The following is a 23,692-nucleotide window of genomic DNA, read 5'->3' on the forward strand; positions in this document are numbered from 1 at the left end:
TCCTGTTCAGAACATGGGATGGTCGTTGGCGGAGCGGTCGGGCACCGGCTGGAGCACGTCCCAGTGCTCCACGATGCGGCCGCCCGCGAAGCGGTAGATGTCGGCGACGGCGGTGTCGGGCCTCCCGGGGCCGGACGCCTTGACGTGCACCATGGCGAGGTCGCCGTCGACGAGGATCCGCTGGATCTCGAAGCGCGCGTCGGGGCTGCCCTCGAATTTCGGGGTCAGTCCCTCCACTGCTGCTGCCGGGCCGTCGGGGAGGCCCGGGTTGTGCTGGGTGTAGTCGTCGGAGACGAGGTACGCGAACGCGTCGGCGACCCGCTTCTGCGTGTAGAAGAGGTCGCAGAAGCGCTCGAAGGCGGCTCGGTTGTCGGTCATCGTTCCTCCTCGGGCCGCAGCGGCGCGAGCGTGACCGGGCCGAGGAGCCCGGTCGGCTCCTGCTGAGCGAAGGCGGAGAAGAAGTCCGGCTGCGCCTTCGCCAGCGTGTTGACGACCTCCACCTCGATCGAGTTGTGCGCGGCGAGCACGCCGTCGGGGACGCCGAAACGGTAGGGAGGCGCGATGCGCGTTCCGAGATCGACGCCGTTGAGGCGCACGGTCGCGAGCTCGTACACGTCGCCGAGGTCGAGACTGTGGGGGCCCATCGCCTCGCTCTCGGCGGTCTCGAAGGTCGCCGTGTACCGCGCGGTACCGGAGAAGCGCGGCAGGAGGTCCGGGTCGCTGAGCGGCCGGAGTTCTGACAGCTCGTGCCACTCGGCGAAGGAGGCGCCGGCCCCGGCGGTCGCGACGTGCCACGTGGGTGAAAGCGTCCAGGCCGTTCCCCGGCCCGCGGCGGGCGCGACCGCGAGTCCCTCCCACGCGGAGGGGTCGCCGGCGATGAGAAGGACCGCGTCACCCGGCGCGAGCTCCAGGTCGACGGAGGTGCCGGAGCGCGTGGCGCGAGTCTGCACGGCGGTCAGCCGACCGGTGAAGGCGTCGAAGGAGACGGCCTGGCCCGCTCGCGGCAGCGTCGCCGCCGACGTCACGGTGTCTCGGGTCGACTCGTTGACGAGCATGACGACATCCGCGTCGCCGAGATCGCGGCGCAGGACCCGCACCGACGGGGCCCGGCGCGCCAGCCGGACGGCGCGGTCCGTCATCGCCGACGCGGCCTCGGCCAGTCTGCGCTGCGGCAGCGCACGGAAACGGACCTGCAGCGAGTCGGCATCGGAGCCGAGCACCTCCGGGACGGAGTCGACGAAGACCACGGGAACGCCGGCGTCGTCGAGCCGGAGCAGGTGCGCCGCGACGTGCTCCGGGAGGAAGGCGCTCCCGGGGACGATCAGCGCGTCGTAGGTCTCGCCTCCCAGCCGCATCGCTCCTCCAGCGGCAGGCGAGGCCTCGGCGGCCTCCGCGCCGCAGAGCGCGTCGGCCGGGACGATGTCGGCGTCGAGCTGCGCCTCCATGAGCAGGCGGAGCGGGCGCTCGCTCGGCATCGCGTCGCCCAGCCACTCGGCCTCCGCGTGATAGAGCACGGCGAACGGGGCGACATGGGTGCCGCCCTGGAGGAGGTGGCTGAGCCGGTTCGTGTACGCGCTGAGGAGGTGCTGGTGCGGGTACTGCGGGTTCTGGCCGTTCGCGTAGAAGTGCGGCGGGCAGTCGAGGTCGGGGAACGGCGCCGGCGAGAACGCGTGCGGCACCACGTGGGTCACGCCGCGGACGAGCAGGTGGTTGGTGAGCCAGGTGAAGAGGCGCAGCCCCGCATACCAGCCGTAGGCGCCGATCGTCTCGCACATCGAGCGGCCCTGCTTGAGCGGGTCGACATGGGCGGCGGAAGAGGCCAGCTTCGCTAGCCCGAAGTGGAAGAACTCGCCGTCGGCCGCACCGGACATGTTGCCGAACGGGCCCCGGGAGAACCCGGGCACGACCTGGCCGCCGATGATGTCGACGCCGGCCATGTCCTGCCCGGCCATCGCGCGGAAGTAGTGTCCGGCTCCGGGCCCGAGTCGCGCGTGCGACCCGTTGTCCTCGATCACGTGGCCGATGTACTCGACACCGTGGGCCCGGCACCAGTCGCCGATCCGGCGGCTGAAATTCTCGGAGTAGAGCCGGGTGACCGCGTCCATGAAGGTGTACCGCACCTCCCGCTCGTGCCCGCCAGCGGGAGACCACAGCAGGGGCAGGAGGAGGGCCGGGTCGGTGCCCAGCCGCTCGGCGAGCGCGGCAGCGAGCTCGTCGTTCCACGGGAGCGAGACGGGCTTGCCGAGCCGCGAGTCGAAGTCGAAGGTGTCGGGGTCGTTGTAGAGGCCGGGCTCGTCGCTGAAGAACCCGGCGATCGTGTGGCCGAACTCGTCGGCGTACCGGGCGTGGATCGTCTCGTAGACCGCGTCGATGAGCAGCTGAGTGGAGGCGGAGCTCAGGTAGTCGATGTGGTTCGCGTGGTGCTCGCTGCCGCCGCCGGCACCCGCGGTGACGAAGAAGACCCGCCACCAGCCGTCGGGCACGTCCCAGTGCAGGACGCCGTCCGCGATCCGGTCGGTCAGGTCGACGGGGTCGCCGAGCAGCTGCTCGCTGTCCTCGGCGCGCCGGTAGGCGACGACCCTCAGCAGGTCGCCGGGCTCCTGTGCCGCCTCCGGCCCCCAGAACTTGCGACGCTCGACGATGAAGGAGGCGCCCCGCGCGGGACCGACCGCGTCGGTGTAGCGCCGCGAGACGAACCGGCGGCGCGCGTCCGCGGGTGCGTTCTCGACCGTTCCGGCCGCGTGGCCGGTCGGGAAGGTGTCGTCGTCGAAGAACCAGACCTTCATGCCCCGGCGCTTCGCGATCTCGAGCACGGCGTCGACGTCGCGCCACCAGCCGTCGCCGAGGTACTCCGGGTGCGGCCGGGCCTCGAGGATCACGGCGCCGATGCCGGCGTCGCCGATGCGCTCCATCTCCTCGCGGACGACCTCGACCGGGCCGCCCTTCTGCCAGAAGAGGGGCATGATCGCGTTGGGGACGGTTCCTCCCGCCGCTTCCCGCAGGCGTTCGATCGTCATGCTGCCTCCTCCAGGCGCAGGCCGAGGCGGTGCTCGGTGGTGCCGTCGCCCACGGTGAGGGTGAACTCGCCGGGCTCGAGGACGCGACGGTCGCCGTCGGTCCAGAAGCTCAGGTCGTCGCCGTCGATCCCGAACGCGACCCGGGTCGACTCCCCCGGCGCAAGGGTCACGCGGGTGAAGCCGCGCAGACGCCGGACCGGCTGGGTCACGGACGCCACCTCGTCGGTGACGAAGAGCATCACGACGTCGTCTCCGGCCCGGTCGCCGGTGTTGGTCACGGTGACGGCCGCCTCGATCCCGTCCGCCAGGGCTCGCGCGTCGATCACGCTTCGCGAGAGAGCGAACCCGTCCAGCGCGAAGCTCGTGTAGCTGAGGCCGTGCCCGAAGGTGAAACGCGGGCCGAGCGGGAGGTCGAGGAACTTCGACGTGTAGTAGTCGTCGGTGTTGTTCGGCCCGGTGAAGCCGGCGATCGTCTCCGGGAGGAGCGCCCCGCCGGTCCGCGGCGGCCGCCCGGTCCGCTCGTGGTCGTGGTGGATCGGCACCTGGCCGACCGCGCGCGGGAAGGTCATCGGCACGCGGCCTCCCGGGTTCACACGCCCGGAGAGCGTCGCCGCGATGGCGGCCGGCGCCTCCGAGCCGAGGTGCCACACGCACAGCACCGCGTCCACCCGCTCGATCCAGTTCTCGACGACCAGCGGGCGGCCGGTCGCGAGCACGACCACGATGCGTGCACCGGCGTCGGCGAGAGCGTGGATCAGCCGGCGCTGCGCCTCGGGGAGGCTGATGTCGGCGCGCGAACTCGCCTCGCCCGAGATGCGGCTCGGCTCACCGGCAGCGACGACGACGAGGTCGGCCTCCGCGGCGCGCTCGACCGCCTCCGCGAGGGAGGCGTCGGTCGCGTCGAAGAACCCGCAGCCCTCGACGACCTCCCAGTCGACCCCGGGCAGCTCCGCCGCGAGGGCGTCCGCCAGGGTCTCGGTGACGGGCGATGCGAAGTGCTGGACCCAGGTGCCGAGGTGGTCGTCGCTGCGAGCGTACGGGCCGGCGAGCAGGATGCGCCCGGTCGACGGGAGCGGCAGGGCCCCTCCGTTCGTCAGCAGCACGGTGCAGCGCTCGGCCGCGCTCCGCGAGAGGGCGCGATGCTCGGCCGTGGCTTCGGTGAGAGCCTCGGCGGCATCGACGTACGGCCTGTCGAACAGCCCGAGTCGCTCCTTCAGCCGGAGCACGCGACGGACGGCGTCGTCGACGCGGGCGGCCGAGAGCTCGTCGGGCGTGACGAACGCGGCTCCGTGCGCGTCCACCAGGAGCGAGCCGCCCATGACGATGTCGATGCCGGCCTCGATCGCGGCGACCACCGCGGCGCGCTCGTCAGCGGCGACGCCGTGGTTCACCAGCTGGGCCACGCCGTCGGCGTCGCCCACCACGACGCCGTCGAAGCCCCACTCCTCCTTGAGCACGCCCGTCAGCAGTGCCCGGTTCGCGTGCATCGGGTGGCCGTTGAGCGAGTTGAAGGAGGCCATGACCGTCGCGGCGGCCGCCTCCACCCCGACGCGGAACGTCTCGAGGTAGGTCTCGCGGAGGCGCCGGCCGGAGACGTCGGTGGTGTTGTAGTCGCGGCCGGCCTCGGCGGCGCCGTATGCCACGAAGTGCTTGAGGCACGCGGCGAGCGCGTCACCGGCCGACAGATCTGCGGTCTGATACCCGGCGACCTTCGCGGCGGTGAAGGCCGCCGAGAGGTGGACGTCCTCCCCGAATCCCTCGACCACCCGGCCCCATCTCGGGTCGCGGGTGACGTCGACCATGGGCGAGAAGGTCCAGGTGACGCCGGCCGAGCGCGCCTCGGTGGCTGAGACGCGGGCATCGAGCGCGGCCACCTCGGGGTCGAAGCTGGCGGCCTGCGCGAGAGGCGTCGGGAAGATCGTGAACTGGCCGTGGATGACGTCGAGCCCCACGAGCAGCGGGATGCCGAGCTCGGTCTCCTCGACGGCGATCCGCTGCGCGGCGTTCGTCTCCGCGGCGCTCGGCGGCCAGAACGTCGAGCCGATGCCGCGCCGGATCAGCGCCTCCCGCTCGGCCTCGTCGGGCCTCCAGACGATCTGCAGCTGGAGGAGCTTCTGCTCCCAGGTCATGCGCTCGAGAAGAGCGTCGATGTCGACGGACATCACTCGCCCCCGTCCAGCGGGCGGTACCGGAACCGCCGGAAGACGACCTCGCCGTCGCCCGAGGCGAACAGCGCCGGCCGGAGGCTCTTCAGGTCGTTGATGGTCGCCGAGTGCGCGCCGGAGGTGTCGTAGCGCACGCCGTGGCGCGTCCACTCCTCGCCCGGGCGGCGGTGCCAGCCGGTCACGATGTGGTGGTCGTTCCGGAGGCGCAGCTGGATCACGGCGCCCGGCTCGGCCGGCTCCGGCCAGTGCGTGCGGATCCCTCCCGCATAGCTCTGCATCGCGGTGCCGTCCCAGCCCATGCCGTAGAAGAGCCGGTCGTCGAAGTAGAGCAGCAGGCCGCCGGCCGAGGCGTCGCGCACCTCCACCTCGACCTCGACCTCGTAGCCGCGGTCCATCGACCAGGTGGTGAGGGGCGACGAGTCCGCGGGACCGCGGCCCTTGCCGCGCAGGACGAGCCCCTCCTCCAGCCGGACGCGGGTCAGCTCGTCGCGAGCGGGGTTGTCGAAGACCCAGCGCTCGCCCCAGGCGGGCGCTCCGAAGTCGTCGGACGGTGCCGGGATGGCGACCGGCGCGGAACCCTCGATCGGCTTGCGGATCGGCGCTCCGAGATCATCGGCCGCCGCGTGCGGCCAGCCGTCCTCGCTCCACTCGATCGGCTCGAGCAGCGCCTGCCGGCCGAGCGTGCGGAAGCCGTTCTCGTAGCCGTGCGAGATCATCCACCAGCTGTCGTCGCCGACGTCGACGAGGGTTGCGTGACCGCGAGACCACCAGGCCTCGTCGGCCGACCAGGTACGGGCGATCGGGTTGGCGGGAGCGTTCTCCCACGGCCCATCGATAGAGCGCGAGCGGGCCACGATGACCATGTGGCCGGTCGGCGGGCCTCCCGTCCCTCCGACCGCGCTCACCAGGTAGAACCAGTCGCCGCGGCGGAACAGCTTCGGCCCCTCCAGGGCGTACGCCTCGGTGACCCACTCCTCGGGGTAGCGCCAGCCGTCGTACACGTACTCCGGCTCGGTGACCGCCCGGAGCCCGTCGGCGCTCAGCCGGCAGCGGCGGATGCCGCTCAGGAAGAGGTACCGTTCGCCGTCCTCCCCCACGATGTGACCCGGGTCGATCGCGCCCGCGACGCCGGTGAAGACGGGCTCGCTCCACGGCCCCTCCGGGCTGTCGGCGTGCACGACCCAGATCTCCGGCGTCCGGATGCTGTCGGACCACGCGCTCGGGATGTACGGGAAGTAGATGAAGTAGCGGCCTGCGTGCTCGACCAGGTCGGGCGCGAACACCGTGCTGTGCGGCTCGGCGAGCGCGCACGTCACGAAGGTCCAGTTGACGAGATCGGGCGAGCTCCACACGGTCAGCCCGGGCGACGCGTCGAACGACGAGTACGTCAGGTAGAACCGGTCGCCGACGCGCAGCACCGAGGGGTCCGGCCGGTCTCCGGGCAGGACGGGGTTGAGGAACGTCCCGTCCCCGAGGTCGGGGGCGCGACGGCTGTCGAGCGGCATGGGTCAGCCCTTGAGCCCGCCCGCGTAGCCCTGGATGAACTTCTTCTGGGCGAAGGCGTAGAAAGCGAGGATGGGGATCATCGACACGATGACGACCGCGAAGATCAGGTTCCACTGCGACACGAGCGACCCGACGTAGCTGTACATGACGACCGGAAGGGTCTGCCAGGCCGTGCCGTTCAGGAAGATCAGCGCGGTGAAGAAGTCGTTCCAGACGATGAGCCCGGCCAGGATGGCCACGGTGCCGGTCGCCGGCGACATCAGCGGGAAGACGACCCTCCAGAACACCTGGTACCGGTTGGCGCCGTCGATGATGGCCGCCTCCTCGTACTCCGGCGTCAGGTTGCGGAAGAAGTTCGCGTAGAGGAAGACCGACAGCGGCAGCAGCATGCCGGTGTAGATGAGCACCATGCCCCACGGGCTGCCAACGAGGCCGGCCGTCCGGGCGCCGATGTACAGCGGGAGGGTGCCGAGCTGCGTCGGGAGGATGATCGCCGTGAGGAACAGGTAGTAGGAGCGGCGGCTCCACTTGCTCGTCGAGCGGGCGATCCCGTACGCCGCGACCGACCCGAGCACGACGAGCAGCACGATGCTCCCCGCGGTGATGAGCACGCTCGAGAGCAGACCGGCCCAGATGTTGCCCGACGCCGAGGACGCGGGCGACAGCAGCTGGACGAAGTTGTCGAGCGTGGGGCGCGTCGGAGGGGCGACGGCGGCCGAGTCGAGGATGTCCGGCAGGGTCTTCAGCGACCCGACCAGGAGGATCCAGAACGGCAGCAGCAGGATCGCGGCGGCGATCAGCGTGATGATCTCGATGGTGAGCGTCTTCTTGGTGTAGCGGAACACGGGTCACGCCTCCTTGGCGGAGCGATCACGGGTCGCCCACTGCTGTCCGATGGAGAAGATGAGGATGAGGAGGCTCAGCACGAGCGCGAGCGCCGCGCCGAAGCCGAACTCCTGGTAGGTGAACGCCTGCTGGTAGACCTCCAGCGCGAGCGTCTGCGTCGCGCCGGCCGGGCCGCCTCCGGTGAGTGCGACCACCTGGTCGAAGACCCGGAGGCCCTGGATCAGCGTCAGCGTCGTGGCGATGGCGACCGAGGGCTGGATCATCGGGAGGACGACGTAGCGGAACCGGCGGAAGCTGCTCGCGCCGTCGAGCGCGGCGGCCTCCTCCATCTCGATCGGCACCGTCGCGAGGCCCGCCAGGTAGATGACCATGACGAAGCCGATGTTCTGCCAGACCATCACGACGAGCACGCACCAGATGGCGAGCGTCGGGTCGGCGAGCCAGTTCTGCTTCGGCATGCCGACGGCGGCGAGCGTCTGGTTGAGCGGCCCGTTGTAGTCGAAGATGAACTTCCAGATGTACGAGACCGCGATCGGGCTGACGACGACCGGCATGAAGATCAGCGTGCGGAGCACGTACCGCGACTTGAGCGTGCGGTTCAGCGCGAGGGCGAAGAGCAGGCCCAGGATGTTCGTGAAGACGAGGAAGCCGAACGCCAGGAACAGCGTGTGCCAGAGCGACCCGATCAGTTCCGGCGTCTGGAAGATCTTGACGAAGTTCTGCAGGCCGATGAAGTCGAACGCGCCGAGGCCCGACCAGTTGGTGAAGGCGAAGAAGCCGCCGGCGATCGTGGTCAGGTAGATCACGACGATCATCAGCACCAGGGCGGGGAGGGCCCACCACCAGCTGCCGAGCCGCACATGGTAGGACTTCGTGCGGGGGGACCGGCGCGGCGCCTCCACTCGGGTGGTGGTTGTCGTGGTCATCGTCCGCACCTCTGACTGCGTCGTCATCGTTTGGTTCCTTTCACGGGGCCGAGCGGCCGGCCCGCGGTGGGCCGGCCGCTCGTGACCGGGGATCAACCCCAGTCGGTGTCCATCTGCTGGAGCACCTGCTTGACGGTCATCTGACCGGTCAGGACGCCCTGCACGCCGTTGCCGAGATCCGTGTAGATCTTGGCGTTCGGCCACTCGGTCGGCGCGTAGCCGCGCACGTCGTTCTTGGCGAGCTCGGACTGGATGCCCGCGTACTGGGGCAGCAGCGTGGTGCTGCGGTCCGCGTTCGCGGGGATGGTTCCGACGAGCTTGGAGTACTCCTCCTGGCCCTTGTCCGAGATGATGTACTTCAGGAAGTCCTCGGCGAGCTTCGGGCTCTTCGTCTTGGCGCTCGCCGTCACGCCCTGGTCCTCGCTGAGCGAGAGGTAGGTCTTGGTGCCCTGCGGAGCGCCGATCGGGAGGGTGATCAGCTTCACGTGGCCGCCTGCCGCCTGCATGATCTCCTGCGCTGCGCCGCTGGGGGCGAAGAAGCCGAGGATCTTGCCCGAGGAGGCGCCGTTCGTGAGGGCGTCGAATCCGGCGCTCGTCGCGCCGTCCTGGAAGCAGCCCGCGTCGTACAGCTTCTTGATCGACTCGATCGCGGTCGCCCAGCCCTTGCTGCCGGCGAACGTCACCTTGTTCTCAGCGCGCTTCTTGTTCCAGTCCTTGTCCGGGCCGTACACCGTGGAGGTGGCCAGGGCGACGGCGAGGATGCCGTTGTTCTGGAAGGTCGATCCGGCGAGGCCGAAGACCGTCTTGCCGGCGGCGCGTGCCTTGCCGCACTGGGCGATGATGTCCTCGAGGCTGGTGGTGGCGTCGATGTTCACGCCGATCGACTTGGCGAGCTCGTCGTTGTAGATCGCGCCGTTGAGCTGCGTGCCGAGCGGGACGCCGTATGTCTTGCCGTTGTAGGTCCAGAGGCTCTTCGCCGCGTCCGGGATCTTGGCGGTGAGGGCCGGGTCGTTCAGCGCGAGCACGAGGCCGGACTTCGCGAACGGGATGACGGACTGCGCCTGCCCCGTGCCGCCCTCGGCGTAGAACGTGTCCGGAGCGTTGCCGCCCTGGACGCGGGTCGCGATGGTCGTGCCGTAGCTCTGCGTGGGCAGGTTCTCGACGGTGACCGTGACGCCCTTGTTCTCGGCCTCGAAGGCCTTGGCCAGGCCGGTGTACGCCGCCTTGTCCTGGTCGTTGGTCGCACCGAAGGCGAAGCTGATGGTCTGGGGCTCCTTGTCGCCGGCGTTCCCGCTGGAGGAGCAGCCGGCGAGGAGGAGCCCGGTCGCGACCGGGATGGCGAGCCAGGCGAGCCGTGCGCGGCGGCCTCTGCGTGAGTGCATGGGATCAACCCTTCTGAAGACTTCTTTGTCGATGAGGTGGCGGCTGTGTCGCCGATCCTCGGGTAAGCACTTTCGAGTGTCTCAGCGCTATAGCAGAGAATCAACGCATGTTCTGCTTATCTCAGGCATAAGCTCGATCGATACGCGGGCTGCCGGTAACGGCCCAGCACGCGCCGACTCGCCGTGGATATCATGAGGCCGACCGTTCGACGAGGAAGGATCGCATCACCGTGACTGATAGCCCGCTGATGTCGCGACTCGATCTGAACCTCCTCATCGCCCTCGACGCGCTGCTCACCGAGCGCAGCGTCACCCGGGCCGCCGAGCGTCTGCGGCTGAGCCAGCCGGCGCTCAGCGCCTCCCTCGCCCGGCTGCGCGTGCACTTCGGCGACCCGATCCTCGCCCGCCGCGGCAACACCTACGAGCTGACCCCGTTGGCCCTGCGGCTCGCGGACCACACGACGATCGCCCTCGAGGCGGCACGCCGCGTGTTCGAGAGCCAGGCCGAGTGGGACCCGGCCGAGTCGGTCCGCGAGTTCTCGATCTACGGCTCCGACTACGGCTTCACCACCGTCGGCCGGGTCGTCTCGGAGCTCGCCGCGGCCCGCGCTCCCGGCGTGCACATCCGGTTCATGCTGCACAACCCGACCGTCGTCGAGGACGCCGCCAACCGCCTCCGCTCGGCCGACGGCATGGTGATCCCGCACGGCTTCCTCACCGAGCTGCCCTTCCTCGACCTGTGGAAGGACGACTGGGTCGCGATCGTCGCGGAGTCGAACGAGGAGGTGGGCGACTCCCTCTCGCGCGAGGAGCTGTCGCGCCTCCCCTGGGTCATGAACTACCAGTCGCGGTCGGCCTTCACCTCGGCGGAGCGGCAGGTGCAGCAGCTCGGGATCGAGCCCGACGTGGAGGTGGTGGTCGAGAGCTTCCTCGCGATCCCGCACTTCATCACCGGCACGCGGCGCGTCGGCATCATCCACGCGGCTCTGGCGCCGCTTGCGATGCGCGCTGCAGCCGTGCGCGTGGTGTCCCTCCCGTTCGAGCCCACGCCTGTGACGAACGCGCTGTGGTGGCATCCTGTGCACAACCAGGACCCGGAGCACGCGTGGATGCGGTCCCTGTTCCAGGAGGCAGGACGGATCGTCGCGGCGGGCGAGGGCGGGTGACGGGGGCTCGGCGCCCTTTTTCCCTCGCTTGGTCCCGCAGATTCGTGCCGAATGTCCCTTCCCGCGGGCCCGCGACGCACATTCGTGACGAATCTCCCCGCTGCTGTCGGTGCCTCCTCGGTCCGTCTCCGCCGCGTCGCCCAGCGGGGGGGGATGACGGGCGCACGAGGTGCGCGTAAATGCTTCCCCTCACGGCGTGCCGCCAGCACCTACGAGCACCTCGATCCACGCTGCCTGCGAGTCGGGGACATCTGGGAGCAACTCAATGCGCGGCCTCCGCGATCAGCGGGCCGCGTCCCTCCACCCGGCGGCTGCGCGCACTTTGCGCGCCAGGTCCGCGGGTGCGGTGACGGACGAGTCCAACACGAGATCATGCCCCACGACGCCGTCCAGGATCGCGGACAGTTCACCGACCCGCCTGAGATGCCAGGCCAGCCCGCCAGGATCGTCGCGATGCCGGAACCGCAGCCTCGAAGCCAACACCTCGGGTTCGGCAGTGAGGCGGACGACGAGCATTCCGGTCGCCTCCAGGGCCTCCACATACCGAGCGATCTCGGTCGGTTCCTCGATGACTCCCGCGACGATGAATCGCTGAGCCCCGGCAACACGGTAATTGCGAGCCAGACTGCTCAGGTTCCGAAGTTCGAGCTCGTGGTTGAACGGGTCGGCCGGAGGTGCCGGCCTCAGCCGTCGGACCTCATCCAGATCGATGACCGCGTGAGGCAGCGGCTCAGCGGCGCTGAGCGCATCGGCGAGCGTCGACTTGCCTGCGCCGACGGTGCCGTTGATGAAGACGGAGTCCATTCGCCCGATTGTGGCAGTGGAGGCGGCACCCACGCGGCAGTGGAGGCGCAGGTCATGAGGTGCTCGCAATGCTCCTCCGCGCAGTCCTTCCGGCGCACCCTCGCGTCGAGGTGCTAGCAGATGCTGCCGCCAACGGCGTGTCGCGCGCATGTACCAGCACCTCAACGGTTTCTTCGTGTTGGCGGCGCTCCTGGGAGCGCAGGCGGCCTTCGCTGCGGTGGTCGGTGCGGCGACCGAACAGTTCGCACTCGTTCACATCCTGGAGGTACTCCTCTGGATGGGTCTCGCCGTCGCGTACCTCAACTCCTCGGTCCGTCTCCGCCGCGTCGCCTAGCGGGGTGCTGACGGGCGCACGAGGTGCGCCTCCGTTCGGTCAGTGCCGCCCGGCCACCCACGCGGCGATGGCGTCGAGCGTGCGATGCGCCCCCGGGTGGGACGGCTCGTTGATGTGGGCGTGGTCGGCGTCGGGCTCGACGTGGAGGGAGGCGTCGCCACCCTCAGCGCGCAGCTTCGCGAAGAACGCCTCCCCGGAGGGACGCAACCTGTCGTGCTCGCACACGACGACGAGCGTCGGCGGAAACCCCTCCGCGCTGCCGAGGCCGGGGAAGGCGTAGGGGTCGCGCAGCGCCTCGGACGAGCCGGCGAAGTTGAGCGACAGCTCGCCGAAACCGGCGGTGCCGTCGGGGATGGTCCCGGGACGGCCTCCATCGGGGTCGAGCGCCGGATAGACCAGCACCAGGGCCGCCGGAAGCGGCTCACCCGCATCGCGGAGGCGCGCGACGGCGCCCGCCGCCAGATTGCCCCCGGCGCTCGCCCCGCCGAGGAGGAGGCGGTCAGCCTCGACGCCCAGCAACTCGGAGCTGTTGCCGAGAGCAAAATGCCAGGCGGCGATCACGTCGTCCGAGGGCGCCGGGAAGTGCACGTCGCCCAGGCACTTGACGTAATCCACGGCCAGCACGGGGAATCCCCGCGCTGCGAGCTCCAGGGCCACCCAGTTCGACTCCGGCATGTCGAGGTTGCCGCCGATGAACGCGCCTCCATGCACCCACACGAGCGCCGAGCCGCTCGGGTGCGCAGTGTCGTCGCGGTAGGCACGCGCTGGCTGGCGTCCGTTGGGCGCGTCGATCGCGAGGTCGAGAGTGGTCACGTTCGCGAGCCGCGGGAAGCGGCGCTTGAGGGCCGCCGTGTCGATGTCGGGGCGCGGATCCGCGATGTCGCGGTGCTCGCGGAGCCACGCGAGCGCCTCCGCGAGCGGCAGCTCCCGGATGTCGGGCTCTGCCTCCGTCTCCCCGCTCATCGCGCCGCCGCGACCGGCCGCAGGTCACGCATGCTCGCCCGGATCAGGTCGTGCTGCTTGCGGACCAGCACCAGCGGGTCGACCTCTCCGAGCTCGGCGAAGGCGTGTCCCTCCCACTCGCTCGACCAGTAGCCGCGGTAGCCGCCCTCGACGAAGACGCGGACGAGCTCCGGGTAGTCGATCGCCGGCTCCTGGCCGTGCTCGTCGATGTCGTAGAACTTGGCGTGCACGTGCAGGATCTGCGGCATGATGTCGGCCCACTCGCGCGGGTCGACGTGGCCGTGCATGTTGAAGGCGAGGTGGGCGAACGAGCCGAGCCGACCGGGGTCGAAGTCGCGGCCGCGCAGGTAGCCGATGAACTCCTCCTGGCGCTCGCGCATGGGCGCGTCCGTCTTCCAGATCTCTTGGAGCCGCGTCACGGCCTCGTCGTCGAGACCCGCTCGACGGACCGCGCGCAGCAGCGTCGGCGACATGCTGTGCATCGTGGAGGAGAAGTCGGCGACGAACCCGAGGAGGGGCGAGTCCAGCTCGTCGTAGACGTCGCGGACTTTCATGATCTCGGGCGAGTTCGGCCCCATCGGCGCGTGGATCTCGTAGGCGAGCTTGAGCTGGAGGCGCTCGGCGACCGGAAGCAGGCGGCGGAGTAGGTCCGGTTTCGCGCTCTGGATGCGAACGAGCGGGAAGCCGAGCCTCGCGGCGCCCTCGAACAGCACCTCGCTGAACTCGAACTCCTCGTCCGGGGTCATGTCGCGGTCGCGCCGGCGGCCCATGTCGAGGTTGGCGCCGAAGGAGCTCGCGTCGAAGCCGTGGCGGTCGAACGCCTCCCGCCAGGTGCGCACGAACCCGTCCGAGACGACCGGGTAGGTCGGGAGCACCTGCGAGGCCACGATCTCGATCCCCGGACCGATGCCGAGCTCGGCGACGCGATCGAGGAGGCCGTCGAAGTCGAACCAGCCGGCACGGAACTCAGCACTCGCGGAGTACAGCGTGAGCCCGAGCTGGAACGGGTCCTCGTCGGCGGCGGGAGGGGGAGGGGCGATGCCGGTCTCGAGCACCGGCACGGGCGCGTCGCGGTCGGTGACGGTCAGCGTCAGCGCCTGACGGACGATGTTCGGCACGTAGAGCCCCGGGCCGCCGTCGTCACCCGGCTTGATCTGCATGTAGGGGAGGCGCAGCTCGCCGAAGATCTCGACGTCGTGGCGCTCCCCGAGCGCGAACGGCTCCGCTCGCTGGACGACGAGGAGGGGGTGCTCCTGCAGGTACCAGAGCACATCGCTCCGCGCGGGCAGGTCGGCGATCGAGTACCGGGTACCGCCCAGGTCGAACGCCAGGTCGGACTCCGGCACCTCGGTGCCGTCGACCGTCACCCGGATCGTGGTGACGGACGAGAGCCAGAGGCTCCGGTACCAGGGGATGGTGAGGGCGAGCGCGAATCCGTCGGGGTGGGTCCGGAGCGAGGCGTCGTCGATGAGGCCGTTCGGCATGGTGTCTCCTCAGTGCTGTCGCGAGTCAGGGTAGCACCTATATGTCTATTTCCGGCAGAAGATTGCCGCAGTCCCTCCTAAGACGAGCCGCGTCGGCAGGGCTACCATGGCCGCCGTCACCCCCGCGACCCGAAGGAGAATCCATGCCCGCTCTCACCGACACCTTCGCCCTGTCCAACGGCGTCGAGATCCCGAAGATCGGCTTCGGGACCTGGCAGATCCCGGACGGCACCGAGACCTACGACTCGGTCCGCACCGCCCTGGACGTGGGCTACCGCCACATCGACACGGCCCGCGCCTACGGGAACGAGGCGAGCGTCGGCAGGGCCGTCCGCGACAGCGGCATCCCGCGCGAGGAGATCTTCATCACCACGAAGTGCCCCGCGGAAGTGAAGGACGCCGCCGGCGCGCGCCACGCCTTCGAGCGCTCGACGGCCCTCCTGGACCTCGGACCCATCGACCTCTACCTCATCCACGCGCCGTGGCCGTGGACCGCCATCGGCAGCGACCACCGCGAGGGCAACATCGAGGTCTGGAAGGTCTTCGAGGAGCTCTACGAGTCCGGTCAGACGCGGTCCATCGGCGTCAGCAACTTCGAGGTCGCCGACCTCGAGTCCCTCCTCGCCACCACCAGCGTGGTGCCGCACGCGAACCAGATCCGCTGGTTCGTCGGCAACACCCAGCCCGAGACGACCGCGTTCTGCCGCGAGCGCGGCATCCTCGTCGAGGGCTATTCGCCACTCGCGACCGGCCGCATCCTCGACGACAGCGACATCGCAGCGATCGCTGAGAAGTACGGCAAGTCGGTCGCCCAGGTGAGCATCCGCTACCTCCTCGAGAAGGAGATCCTGCCGCTCCCGAAGTCGACCACGCCGAGCCGCATCGCCGAGAACGCCGCCGTCGACTTCGAGCTCGCGCCCGAGGACGTGGCTGCGCTCGACGCGCTCGCCCGCTGAGCGTTGCCTGCGCACCCCTCCCGCTGCTCCGACCGCGGACTTACGCTGTACGGACGATCTGCACCGTGGTGGGAGGAGCAGCGATGCGCGACACACGCGAGGACGACGAGCTGAGGGCCCCGGAGGCGGTGCCCGAGGTGACGGACGAGCAGGCGGTGGGGATGGTCGCCGTCCCGGCCGAGAGACAGGCCGAGTTGGAGCAGCGGGCGCGCGAGTTCATCGCCGACCTGGTCGCCGCGGAGCCGGGAAGCCCCGAGTTCACCCGCAAGATCGTGGGCTTCTCGAACCTGGGCAAGAAGGAGATGCAGGAGTCGAGCGACGCCTCCCGTCAGCTGCTGAGCCGGCCGGCGGCGAGCCTCGCCTCCACCCGCGGACGCGGCGTCCAGGCCGGCCCGCAGTACAGCGTGCTCCGGACGCTCCAGGATCTGCGGGCGACGGTGAGCGACTTCGACCCCCAGCATCTGACGGGCCGGAACCGCATGCTCGCGCGGATCCCGGGCGGGAGGCGCCTCCGCCAGTACGCGCAGCGGTTCGAGTCGGCGCAGAAGCAGCTCGACGGGATCGTCAGCTCGCTCGAGCGGGGCCAGGACAGCCTCCGCCAGGACAACCTCGAGATCGAGAAGGAGCGCGCTGCGCTCTGGAAGACGACCGAACGGCTCAACGAGTACGTCGTGCTTGCGGGCGCGCTCGACCGCGCGGCTGTCGAAGCGACCGAGGACCTCCAGGTCTCCGACCCCGAGAAGGCGATCGCGATCGAGAAAGAGGCGCTCTTCCCGATCCGTCAGCGGCGGCAGGACCTCACGACGCAGATCGCGGTGTCGGTCCAGGCGTACCTCGCGCTCGACGTCATCAAGAAGAACAACGTCGAACTCGTGAAGGGCGTCGAACGCGCGAAGACGACGACCGTCTCGGCGCTTCGCACAGCCGTCGTCGTCGCCCAGGCGCTCGAGAACCAGCGGATGGTGATCGACCAGCTGGGCGCGCTGAACCGCAGCACGAATACGCTCATCGGGCGGACCGGGGAGGTGCTGCGCGAGCAGACCGAGCAGATCCAGAAGGAGCAGACCTCGTCCGGTGTCGACGTGGAGGTGCTGCAGCGTGCCTTCGACAACGTGTTCGCGACGATCGACAGCATCGACACCTACCGCACGGAGGCGGTGGCCAGCATGTCGCGGACCGTCGACGCGCTCGAGCACCAGGTCGGGCGCTCGCGCGCCTATCTCAAGCGGTCTCGGCCGGACCTCCGCTGAGCCGCGGTCTCGCGAGCGCGATGAGGAGGGGAAAGCCGCATCAGAGGTAGCGGGCCGGGACGACAAGTGATTGCGTTGCGGCATGGCAGCGGTGACACGTGTGGTCGTCTTCCTCCAGGAGAACAAGACGACGGACTTCTACTTCCCCACCCTCGCTGAGTGGGGAGCTGCGGTCGCCAACAACGGCAACCTGTTGGCGGCGGCCCCCGACTACGACCAACCGCACGACCGGAACGCCTGGGTGCACTATGCGATGGGCGACTACCCGGCCGAGGCGCTGCAGGTCGACAACGACACGGTGATCCCGTTCTACAGCTGGCTCGCGAAGACGTTCGTCTTCGCCGACCACCACTTCGGGTCGGGGTCGAACTCGACGCCCGGCCACATGCTCGCCGTCGGCGGCCAGATGCCGACGCTCAAGAACCCGCCGTTCGTCGGCCCGCACCCGGTGTGGAACCTCCCCTCGATCTTCACCGTCGCCGAGAAGGCGGGGAAGACCTGGGGCGCCTTCCCCGACCAGGGCGGATACCCGACGAAGTTCTACACCTCGCTGTCGCAGCCCCCGGGGACGGACAACGTCCACCCGCCGTCGCAGTTCATCCCGATGGCCAAGGGAGGCACGCTCCCCGACGTCTGCTACGTCTGGTCGCCGGCCGGGTACGACGAGCACCCGCCGGCCGTGCCGGTGCCCGACTACATCAGCAAGGGCGAGGGCCTCGTCTGGAAGCGCGTCCAGGCCGTGATCGATGGAGGCGGCTGGGACGAGACCGTGTTCATCGTCACCTGGGACGACTGGGGAGGCTACGCCGACTCGGTCAAGACCCCCGCCATCGAGACGGCACCGGACGCGCTCCACCCCGACGGGTTTCAGGTGATCGGCGGGTCGCGCATCCCCCTCCTGATGTTCGGAGGTGCGGTGCAGCAGGCGATCGACCCCGAATGGCACTCGCACGCATCCATCCCCAAGACGATCTGCGACCTGCTCGGACTCGGCGCGTTCGGCGTGCCGCGGGTCGACGACGCCCCGTCGTTCGCGCACCTGGTGAAGGCGGGACTCGGCCGACCCGTCCCTCCCGCACCCGGGAGCGCGATCACGCAGCCGACGCCTCCCAGCCCTCGGCCGGCGCCCGTCGAGCCGAAGCCGTGGCCCGGGCCGCGCGGCCGGCCGCTCCCCGCGCTGGTCACGCTCGACGGCAGCTCCGTGCCCGCGCCGACGGACGGCAAGGTGAACCAGAAGCCGCCGAAGGCCCCCGCGCCGAAGGGGTGAGGCCCGCCTCTCCGTGGCGACGGGGGTCGCTAAGGGAGGACATTCCGAGCCACGGCCCGGCCTATCTCCTCCCGGGCCCGCAACTCACGGCGCGCCGGAAAGAATCTCCTCCCGGGGCCGCACGCCTCAGAGGTCGAGCGCGTCCAGCGCCTCGTCGCCGTGCCCCTCGTGCACGGCGGCCGGCGTAGAGTCGGCGATCTCCATCTTCACCCACGTGACCGGCATGCCCGGGGAGAACAGGATGCTCACGCCCGGTCCGCCGCGCAGGCCGGGGATGGTGACGTACCCGCCGCCCGCGCGCACCGCCTCCAGGATGTCGGCCTTCAGTCGGTCGACAGGGTCGGGCAGGAAGTAGTCGCGGCCGTCGATGGTGAGCTTGTTGACGATCATTCGTTCTCCGGGTTGGTTCGGCGCTTTCGACGCACCGACCCGCACTGTATCCGCGTGTCGGCCGTTGCGCCAGTTCCCGCCCCTCGCCGACATTCGCTGGACCGGCTACCCTCGGCGCCATGAAAACGGAACCCACCCGCCCACTCCTACGCGACTACTACGCGATCCTGTCCGCAGGCATCGATGCCTATGGCGACGGCAGCGGCCTCCTCACCCTCCTCGCCGACGACTTCCGCTTCAGCGGCCCGCTCGCCGGCGAGGTCTCCGGCGGCGAGCGCTTCACGCGCGGCGTCCGCGGCTTCATCGAGAACGCGAGCCGCATCGAGTTCATCCAGGTCGTCGAGGAGGCCGACGGCGCCGCTGCCCTGTACCGGGCGCAGTTGCCGGGCGGCGAGGTGATGTTCGCCGAGTTCTTCGAACTGGAGGGGGACCGCATCCGCGCTGTGCGCCTCCACTACGAAGGGCCCGCGTACCTCGCGGCGGGCGGCCGCTGACGGCGAGCCGCCGCTAGGCTCGCCTCATGCCAGACGAGCGCCCCGGTCACGACGCACCGGACAGTCGCGGCCGCGTCGGCCTCCACCTGACGGGACGGGACCTGACGGGCAACCCCGACGTGCAGGTGCGTGACGTCGAGGTGACCTCCGACGGCTGGCATGTGCTCCGGCGCACGACCTTCGACTACCGGGGTCGCGACGGCCGCTGGACCACGCAGTCGCGCGAGACGTACGACCGCGGGAACGGCGCCACCGTGCTCCTGTACGACCCGATCGGCCGAACTTTTCTACTCACCCGGCAGTTCCGCTTCCCGGTCTACGTCAACGGTCACCCCGACGGCATGCTCATCGAGTCGGCGGCCGGCCTGCTCGACGGGGATGCCCCCGAGGAGGCGATCCGCCGCGAGGCCGCCGAGGAGCTCGGCGTCCGCATCGGCGACCTCAGCCACCTCTTCGACCTGTACATGAGCCCCGGCTCCGTCACCGAACGCGTGCACTTCTATGCCGCGCCCTACTCACCCCACGAGGTCGACGGCGGCGGAGGCGTGGAGGCGGAGGGCGAGGAGATCGAGTCCGTCACGGTGCCCTACGGGGAGGCGCTCGCCATGGTCGCCGACGGACGCATCGCCGACGGCAAGACGGTGATCCTCCTGCAGTGGGCGGCCCTGAACCTGTTCGGCTGATCCCCGCCGCCCCCTGCGCTGCCGCGCGTCGAGAAGGGAGGAGGAACGACGCCGCTTGGCGCGGATCCTCCTCCGATCCCCGACATCACCGGCGCGTCGCGGCCGTTCGTCCTCCCTCAGCCGCACCGGCTTCGCTCGCTTCCGGGTCCCGAAGGAACGCCAGCACTCGCTCCCACTGCCGGGCGATCATGTCGGCACCCCCCTCGACGCGCTCGACGTGTGCCCGGCTCATCTGCGATGCATACCATTGGGCGTCGCTTACGGTCGCGTACGGATCGGCCGCCCCGTAGAGGATGAGCGTGGGCAGCTCGATGCGCGGAGGCTTCAGCGCGGGGTCGGCGAAGGCAGCACGGTCGTTGCGCACGCCGATGTCGCCCTGCGTGGAGGCGTCATCCAGCATCCGCTGCAGCCGGTCCCGGTAGCCGAGCGGTTCAGCGAGCGCACCGGCCGCACCGCCCGCACCGACCGCACCGCCCGCGCCCGCCGCACCGCCCGCGCCCGCCGCACCGGGCAAGCCGTTCCCTCCGACCGCATCGCCCTCCGCGCCGCGCGCCGCCCGCTCCGGCGTCGGCACCCCGACCAAGGCGACCGCGTCCAGGATCTCCGGGTGCCGGTCCGCCAGCGCCGCGGCGTAGATGCCTCCCTCGCGCCAGCCGATCGCATGGATGCGCCCGTACTGCGTCTGCGTCGCCGCATCCGCGCCGGCCTCTGTCGACCGCACCCACGCCGCCACCTCGTCCACCCACTCGGCGACGCTCACGTCGGCGGGAGGCGTCGAGCCGTAGCCCGGCCGGTCGAAGCCGATCACATGGACGCCCGAGCGGTCGGTGACCGACGGGTCGGGGTCGAATCCGGAGGCGCCGGGAGTCGGGTGGAAGAACACCGCCAGGTGGTGGCCCGCGGAGTCGCCGAGACCGGTCATGCCGACCTCGCGGCCACCGGGGAGTCGTGCCAGTCGATAGCTCATCCGTGTCCTCCGTCCCGGGCCGCTCCGGCCCGCTCTGCTGTTCCCGCCGCGAACGCGTCCACCTGGAACGGCTCCGCGTCGGCCTCCTTGAAGCGCAGCCCGTGACCGGGCACGCCGAGCTCGGGAACGAGGTTCCCGTCGACGACGCGCGGCACGCCGTCGAAGAACATGCCCTCGATGCGCACGTGATCGTGGAAGTACTCGATGTTGAGCACCTCCTCGTGGGCCGCTGCGACCGAAGCGTGGAGCGCCGGGGACGTGTGCGCACTGAGCGGCACCCCGAATGCCCTCGCGAGGTCGGCGGCGATCCCGAACCCGGTCACGCCGCAGCGCGTCGCGTCGGCCTGCAGCACGTCGACCGAACCCGCGACGAGCAGGTCGCGGAAATCGGACGGCTTGTAGCCGTACTCGCCCGCTGCGACGCGGATCGGCGCCGGGACCCGGTCGCGGAGCAGGCGCAGTCCCTCCCGGTCGTCGCTCGACACCGGCTCCTCGAACCAGGTCACTCCCTCCGCCGCGAACTGGTCGGCGAGGGCGAGAGCCTGTTTGCGCTCGTACGCGCCGTTCGCATCGACGAACAGCTCGACGCCGGCGCCGACGGCCGCACGCGCGAGCCGGACGCGCCGCAGGTCGTCGTCGGGGTGGGAGCCCACCTTCATCTTGACGGCCCGGATACCGTCCGCCGCCCACGACCCCAGCTGACCGGTCAGCTCGTCGTCCGTGTAGTCGGTGAAGCCGCCGCTGCCGTAGGCGGCCACGCGAGTGCGGCCGCCTCCGAGTCGACGGGTCAGCGACACCCCGAGGAGGCGCGCCCCCAGATCGTGCAGCGCGATGTCGACCGCAGCGACGGCTCCCGCCGCGATCCCGGGCCACCCGGCGTTCCGGACCGAGCGCGCCATCGCCCAGTACGCGCCTCCCGTGTCGAGTGCGTCCATGCCGCGCACGACATCCCAGAGCGTGTCGCGGATGACGCCCAGCGCGGAGGGCGCCGCGTAGGCGTAACCCAGGCCGGTCTCGCCGCCCGCGCTCACGCGCAACACGATCACGCCGGTGCTGCTCCACTGGATCGTGCCATCGCTCTCCGGCCGCTCGCGGCCGGCCGTCGCCGTCGGGACCCGGAACGCGTCCGCCCGGATCCCGCTCACCGTCTGTTCGGCGCCGACGCTCATACCCGGTCGCCTCCGCCGGCGCCACCGGCGCCGACACCGCCCGCGCCGCTCCCGTCATCGCCCGCGTCGTCCCGCCCGATGTGCAGCGCGTCCTTCACCCGCTCGACACCCTCGGTGACGAGCGCCGTCGCCGAGTCCTTGATCGCGCCGAGCCCCTCGGGGTCGCCCTTGAGCAGCGCCTCCCCGGTGTTCTTCGCGAACTCGAACGTGATGTGCGGGGGCAGCGGAGGGACGTTGCGGCTCACGTGCGCGTCGATGACGGTCACCCCGCGATGCGCGAGCGCCGCCTCCCACGCTCCCGCCGCCTCCTCGTCGCTCGTCACGGTGATCCCCTGGAAGCCGAGGAGGCGCGCCCAGCCCGCGTAGTCGACCGACTCGACGTCCTGCGAGGTCGACCACACCGGGTTCGCGTCCTCCGTCCGCATCTCCCACGAGACCTGCGCCAGGTCGTCGTTGTGCAGGACCAGCACGATGAAGGTCGGGTCGGACCAGCGGGACAGGTACTTCTTGACCGTGATGAGCTCGTTCATGCCGAGCATCTGGAAGGCACCGTCGCCGATGGTGCAGACCACGGTGCGGTCCGGGTAGGCGAACTTCGCCGCCTCCGCGTAGGGCATCGCGGCGAGCATGCTGGCGAGCCGGCCGGAGAGATCGCCCATCATCCCCCGCTGCAGCCGGATGTGGTGTCCGTACCAGTCGGCGGTCGTGCCCGCGTCGGCCGTGACGATGGCCCCGGCGGGGAGGCGCTTGTTCAGCTCGTGGTAGAGCCGGCGCGGGTTGGCGCCGTCCGAGTAGCCGGCCTCGGCCTGCGCGGCGAGCTCCTCATCCCACGCGCGCATCCTGTCGGCGATCTTCTCCTGCCACGACAGATCGGTCTTCTGCGTCAGCAGCGGGATCAGGTGCTGGAGGGTCGTCTTCACATCCGCCCAGATGTTCACCTCGGTCGGGTAGCGGAGCCCGAGCTGCTCGGGCCTGATGTCGACCTGGACGGCCCGCGCCTGACCGGTCGCGGGGAGGAACTGCCCGTACGGATAGTTCGTGCCGAGCAGGATGAGCGTGTCGCACTCCTTCATCTGCCGGTAGCTGGGCCGCGACCCGAGCAGCCCGACCTGCTGGGTGTGGAACGGCACATCGCCCGGGACGACCTGCTTGCCGCGCAGCGACGTGATGATGCCGGCACCCGCGAGCCGGGCCGCCTCCAGCACCTCGTCGGTCGCGCCGTTCGCGCCGTGACCGACAAGGAACGTCACCCGCTCGCCCGCGTTGATGAGGTCCGCGGCGGCGCGCAGCTGATCCTCCGGCGGAGCGGTGGCGGTGGAGGGAGCGACCGCGCTCGAGCGCGACACCCACATCTCGGCGCCCGGCTCCGCCATCGTCATGCCCTGCACGTCGTGCGGCAGCACGATGACGGTCGGCTGCTTGCGCGTGATCGCGATGCGGAACGCGGTGTCGACGACCGCCTGCGCCTGCTCGGGGGAGACGATGGTCTGAACGTAGGCGGCGACGTCCGAGAAGGTGCGCTCGAGGTTGTTCTCCTGCTGGTTGAACGTCCCGAACGAGTTCAGCCCCTGCTGGCCGACGATCGCGACGACCGGCTGGTTGTCCATCTTCGCGTCGTACAGGCCGTTGATCATGTGGAAGGCGCCCGGGCTCGACGTGGCCATGCAGACCCCGACCTCCCCCGTGAACTTGGCGTGCGCGGTCGCCATGAAGGCGCAGATCTCCTCGTGCGTGGGCCGGATGTACTCGAGGCCCTCCCCGTCGCGCTCGGCCTTGCCGAGCGCGCCGTCGAACTCGCCGATGCCGTCGCCCGGGAACCCGAACACGCGCCGCACGCCCCACTCGCGGATGCGCGCGATGATGAAGTCGCTGACCGTCGTCGCCATGTCGTCTCTCCTCTTCTCGGTGGAGGCGCCCGGCGCT

The 23,692-nt window shown here is 70.4% G+C and carries 21 protein-coding genes; 7 read left to right on the forward strand and 14 right to left on the reverse strand.

Features of this window, described 5'->3' with window-relative positions; translation table 11 throughout:
* Nucleotides 1–6: 6 nt before the first annotated feature.
* The 7 genes from FPT20_RS15520 to FPT20_RS15550 form a co-directional block, all read right to left on the reverse strand.
* A complete protein-coding gene (locus FPT20_RS15520) occupies nucleotides 7–378 on the reverse strand; it encodes a nuclear transport factor 2 family protein (protein WP_158866972.1) in 372 nt (123 codons plus the stop codon).
* Complete coding sequence (locus tag FPT20_RS15525; protein WP_158866974.1) at nucleotides 375–3,017, reverse strand: glycosyl transferase family 2; 2,643 nt, start codon at nucleotides 3,015–3,017, stop codon at nucleotides 375–377. Before FPT20_RS15525 ends, FPT20_RS15520 begins: the two co-directional genes overlap by 4 nt.
* Nucleotides 3,014–5,179 (reverse strand): glycoside hydrolase family 3 N-terminal domain-containing protein, encoded by a 2,166-nt coding sequence (locus FPT20_RS15530; protein ID WP_158866976.1) that lies wholly within the window; start codon nucleotides 5,177–5,179, stop codon nucleotides 3,014–3,016. Before FPT20_RS15530 ends, FPT20_RS15525 begins: the two co-directional genes overlap by 4 nt.
* Nucleotides 5,179–6,687, reverse strand: a complete 1,509-nt coding sequence (locus FPT20_RS15535; RefSeq protein ID WP_158866978.1) for a family 43 glycosylhydrolase — start codon at nucleotides 6,685–6,687, stop codon at nucleotides 5,179–5,181. Before FPT20_RS15535 ends, FPT20_RS15530 begins: the two co-directional genes overlap by 1 nt.
* A 3-nt stretch (nucleotides 6,688–6,690) precedes the next feature.
* Nucleotides 6,691–7,533 (reverse strand): carbohydrate ABC transporter permease, encoded by an 843-nt coding sequence (locus FPT20_RS15540; protein ID WP_158866980.1) that lies wholly within the window; start codon nucleotides 7,531–7,533, stop codon nucleotides 6,691–6,693.
* Nucleotides 7,534–7,536: 3 nt separating this feature from the next.
* A complete protein-coding gene (locus FPT20_RS15545) occupies nucleotides 7,537–8,487 on the reverse strand; it encodes a carbohydrate ABC transporter permease (RefSeq protein ID WP_158866982.1) in 951 nt (316 codons plus the stop codon).
* Nucleotides 8,488–8,552: 65 nt separating this feature from the next.
* Complete coding sequence (locus FPT20_RS15550; RefSeq protein ID WP_158866984.1) at nucleotides 8,553–9,842, reverse strand: ABC transporter substrate-binding protein; 1,290 nt, start codon at nucleotides 9,840–9,842, stop codon at nucleotides 8,553–8,555.
* A 230-nt stretch (nucleotides 9,843–10,072) separates the two neighbouring features.
* Here FPT20_RS15550 and FPT20_RS15555 point away from each other — a divergent pair, with 230 nt between their 5' ends.
* Nucleotides 10,073–11,008, forward strand: coding sequence for a LysR family transcriptional regulator (locus FPT20_RS15555; RefSeq protein WP_158866986.1), 936 nt, complete (start codon nucleotides 10,073–10,075; stop codon nucleotides 11,006–11,008).
* A gap of 282 nt (nucleotides 11,009–11,290) precedes the next feature.
* On the opposite strand, the gene FPT20_RS15560 is transcribed toward FPT20_RS15555, so the two are convergent.
* The gene (locus FPT20_RS15560; protein ID WP_158866988.1) at nucleotides 11,291–11,812 is read right to left on the reverse strand and encodes an AAA family ATPase; all 522 of its coding nucleotides are present in this window, start codon (nucleotides 11,810–11,812) and stop codon (nucleotides 11,291–11,293) included.
* 148 nt (nucleotides 11,813–11,960) lie between these two features.
* Between FPT20_RS15560 and FPT20_RS15565 the strand changes: the two genes are divergently transcribed.
* Nucleotides 11,961–12,146, forward strand: coding sequence for a hypothetical protein (locus tag FPT20_RS15565; protein WP_158866990.1), 186 nt, complete (start codon nucleotides 11,961–11,963; stop codon nucleotides 12,144–12,146).
* Nucleotides 12,147–12,185: 39 nt separating this feature from the next.
* Here the strand turns inward: FPT20_RS15565 and FPT20_RS15570 are convergent, their stop codons facing one another.
* Together FPT20_RS15570 and FPT20_RS15575 are read right to left on the reverse strand one after the other, a co-directional pair.
* On the reverse strand, nucleotides 12,186–13,109 hold the full coding sequence (locus tag FPT20_RS15570; protein ID WP_158866992.1) for an alpha/beta hydrolase: 924 nt from the start codon (nucleotides 13,107–13,109) through the stop codon (nucleotides 12,186–12,188).
* Entirely contained in the window at nucleotides 13,106–14,593 is a 1,488-nt protein-coding gene (locus tag FPT20_RS15575; RefSeq protein ID WP_158866994.1) for a C-glycoside deglycosidase beta subunit domain-containing protein, read from the reverse strand. Before FPT20_RS15575 ends, FPT20_RS15570 begins: the two co-directional genes overlap by 4 nt.
* Before the next feature lie 143 nt (nucleotides 14,594–14,736).
* On the opposite strand from FPT20_RS15575, the gene FPT20_RS15580 reads away from it, so the two are divergent.
* From FPT20_RS15580 to FPT20_RS15590, 3 genes are all read left to right on the forward strand, one after another.
* The gene (locus FPT20_RS15580) at nucleotides 14,737–15,549 is read left to right on the forward strand and encodes an aldo/keto reductase (protein ID WP_158866996.1); all 813 of its coding nucleotides are present in this window, start codon (nucleotides 14,737–14,739) and stop codon (nucleotides 15,547–15,549) included.
* A gap of 83 nt (nucleotides 15,550–15,632) precedes the next feature.
* On the forward strand, nucleotides 15,633–16,799 hold the full coding sequence (locus tag FPT20_RS15585) for a toxic anion resistance protein (RefSeq protein WP_233265564.1): 1,167 nt from the start codon (nucleotides 15,633–15,635) through the stop codon (nucleotides 16,797–16,799).
* An 82-nt stretch (nucleotides 16,800–16,881) separates the two neighbouring features.
* Nucleotides 16,882–18,066, forward strand: a complete 1,185-nt coding sequence (locus FPT20_RS15590) for an alkaline phosphatase family protein (protein ID WP_158866998.1) — start codon at nucleotides 16,882–16,884, stop codon at nucleotides 18,064–18,066.
* A 126-nt stretch (nucleotides 18,067–18,192) separates the two neighbouring features.
* Here FPT20_RS15590 and FPT20_RS15595 read toward each other — a convergent pair whose 3' ends face one another.
* Nucleotides 18,193–18,456, reverse strand: a complete 264-nt coding sequence (locus FPT20_RS15595; protein ID WP_158867000.1) for a hypothetical protein — start codon at nucleotides 18,454–18,456, stop codon at nucleotides 18,193–18,195.
* 119 nt (nucleotides 18,457–18,575) lie between these two features.
* Here FPT20_RS15595 and FPT20_RS15600 point away from each other — a divergent pair, with 119 nt between their 5' ends.
* Nucleotides 18,576–18,950 carry a nuclear transport factor 2 family protein gene (locus tag FPT20_RS15600; RefSeq protein WP_158867002.1) on the forward strand — a complete coding sequence of 125 codons (375 nt, stop codon included), beginning with the start codon at nucleotides 18,576–18,578 and terminating at the stop codon, nucleotides 18,948–18,950.
* 26 nt (nucleotides 18,951–18,976) lie between these two features.
* Nucleotides 18,977–19,633 (forward strand): NUDIX domain-containing protein, encoded by a 657-nt coding sequence (locus FPT20_RS15605; RefSeq protein ID WP_158867004.1) that lies wholly within the window; start codon nucleotides 18,977–18,979, stop codon nucleotides 19,631–19,633.
* Between the two features lie 85 nt (nucleotides 19,634–19,718).
* On the opposite strand, the gene FPT20_RS15610 is transcribed toward FPT20_RS15605, so the two are convergent.
* From FPT20_RS15610 to FPT20_RS15620, 3 genes are read right to left on the reverse strand one after another with little or no spacing between them, the layout of a single operon-like run.
* Nucleotides 19,719–20,600 carry an alpha/beta fold hydrolase gene (locus tag FPT20_RS15610; RefSeq protein WP_158867006.1) on the reverse strand — a complete coding sequence of 294 codons (882 nt, stop codon included), beginning with the start codon at nucleotides 20,598–20,600 and terminating at the stop codon, nucleotides 19,719–19,721.
* Entirely contained in the window at nucleotides 20,597–21,769 is a 1,173-nt protein-coding gene (locus tag FPT20_RS15615) for an enolase C-terminal domain-like protein (RefSeq protein ID WP_158867008.1), read from the reverse strand. Before FPT20_RS15615 ends, FPT20_RS15610 begins: the two co-directional genes overlap by 4 nt.
* The gene (locus FPT20_RS15620) at nucleotides 21,766–23,655 is read right to left on the reverse strand and encodes a thiamine pyrophosphate-requiring protein (protein WP_158867011.1); all 1,890 of its coding nucleotides are present in this window, start codon (nucleotides 23,653–23,655) and stop codon (nucleotides 21,766–21,768) included. Before FPT20_RS15620 ends, FPT20_RS15615 begins: the two co-directional genes overlap by 4 nt.
* Between the last annotated feature and the right edge of the window lie 37 nt (nucleotides 23,656–23,692).

The organism is Leifsonia sp. AG29, assembly GCF_009765225.1.
Classification (GTDB): Bacteria; Actinomycetota; Actinomycetes; order Actinomycetales; family Microbacteriaceae; genus Leifsonia.

Excerpts from the sequence above, each read along its gene's own strand:
- FPT20_RS15600 (WP_158867002.1), top strand. The coding sequence starts at position 18,576 with ATGAAAACGGAACCCACCCGCCCACTCCTACGCGACTACTACGCGATC.
- FPT20_RS15580 (WP_158866996.1), top strand. The coding sequence starts at position 14,737 with ATGCCCGCTCTCACCGACACCTTCGCCCTGTCCAACGGCGTCGAGATC.
- FPT20_RS15590 (WP_158866998.1), top strand. The coding sequence starts at position 16,882 with ATGGCAGCGGTGACACGTGTGGTCGTCTTCCTCCAGGAGAACAAGACG.
- FPT20_RS15545 (WP_158866982.1), bottom strand. The coding sequence starts at position 8,487 with ATGACGACGCAGTCAGAGGTGCGGACGATGACCACGACAACCACCACC.
- FPT20_RS15610 (WP_158867006.1), bottom strand. The coding sequence starts at position 20,600 with ATGAGCTATCGACTGGCACGACTCCCCGGTGGCCGCGAGGTCGGCATG.
- FPT20_RS15615 (WP_158867008.1), bottom strand. The coding sequence starts at position 21,769 with ATGAGCGTCGGCGCCGAACAGACGGTGAGCGGGATCCGGGCGGACGCG.
- FPT20_RS15605 (WP_158867004.1), top strand. The coding sequence starts at position 18,977 with ATGCCAGACGAGCGCCCCGGTCACGACGCACCGGACAGTCGCGGCCGC.
- FPT20_RS15550 (WP_158866984.1), bottom strand. The coding sequence starts at position 9,842 with ATGCACTCACGCAGAGGCCGCCGCGCACGGCTCGCCTGGCTCGCCATC.
- FPT20_RS15520 (WP_158866972.1), bottom strand. The coding sequence starts at position 378 with ATGACCGACAACCGAGCCGCCTTCGAGCGCTTCTGCGACCTCTTCTAC.
- FPT20_RS15585 (WP_233265564.1), top strand. The coding sequence starts at position 15,633 with ATGCGCGACACACGCGAGGACGACGAGCTGAGGGCCCCGGAGGCGGTG.
- FPT20_RS15570 (WP_158866992.1), bottom strand. The coding sequence starts at position 13,109 with ATGAGCGGGGAGACGGAGGCAGAGCCCGACATCCGGGAGCTGCCGCTC.
- FPT20_RS15530 (WP_158866976.1), bottom strand. The coding sequence starts at position 5,179 with ATGTCCGTCGACATCGACGCTCTTCTCGAGCGCATGACCTGGGAGCAG.
- FPT20_RS15595 (WP_158867000.1), bottom strand. The coding sequence starts at position 18,456 with ATGATCGTCAACAAGCTCACCATCGACGGCCGCGACTACTTCCTGCCC.
- FPT20_RS15535 (WP_158866978.1), bottom strand. The coding sequence starts at position 6,687 with ATGCCGCTCGACAGCCGTCGCGCCCCCGACCTCGGGGACGGGACGTTC.
- FPT20_RS15525 (WP_158866974.1), bottom strand. The coding sequence starts at position 3,017 with ATGACGATCGAACGCCTGCGGGAAGCGGCGGGAGGAACCGTCCCCAAC.
- FPT20_RS15575 (WP_158866994.1), bottom strand. The coding sequence starts at position 14,593 with ATGCCGAACGGCCTCATCGACGACGCCTCGCTCCGGACCCACCCCGAC.
- FPT20_RS15560 (WP_158866988.1), bottom strand. The coding sequence starts at position 11,812 with ATGGACTCCGTCTTCATCAACGGCACCGTCGGCGCAGGCAAGTCGACG.
- FPT20_RS15565 (WP_158866990.1), top strand. The coding sequence starts at position 11,961 with ATGTACCAGCACCTCAACGGTTTCTTCGTGTTGGCGGCGCTCCTGGGA.
- FPT20_RS15620 (WP_158867011.1), bottom strand. The coding sequence starts at position 23,655 with ATGGCGACGACGGTCAGCGACTTCATCATCGCGCGCATCCGCGAGTGG.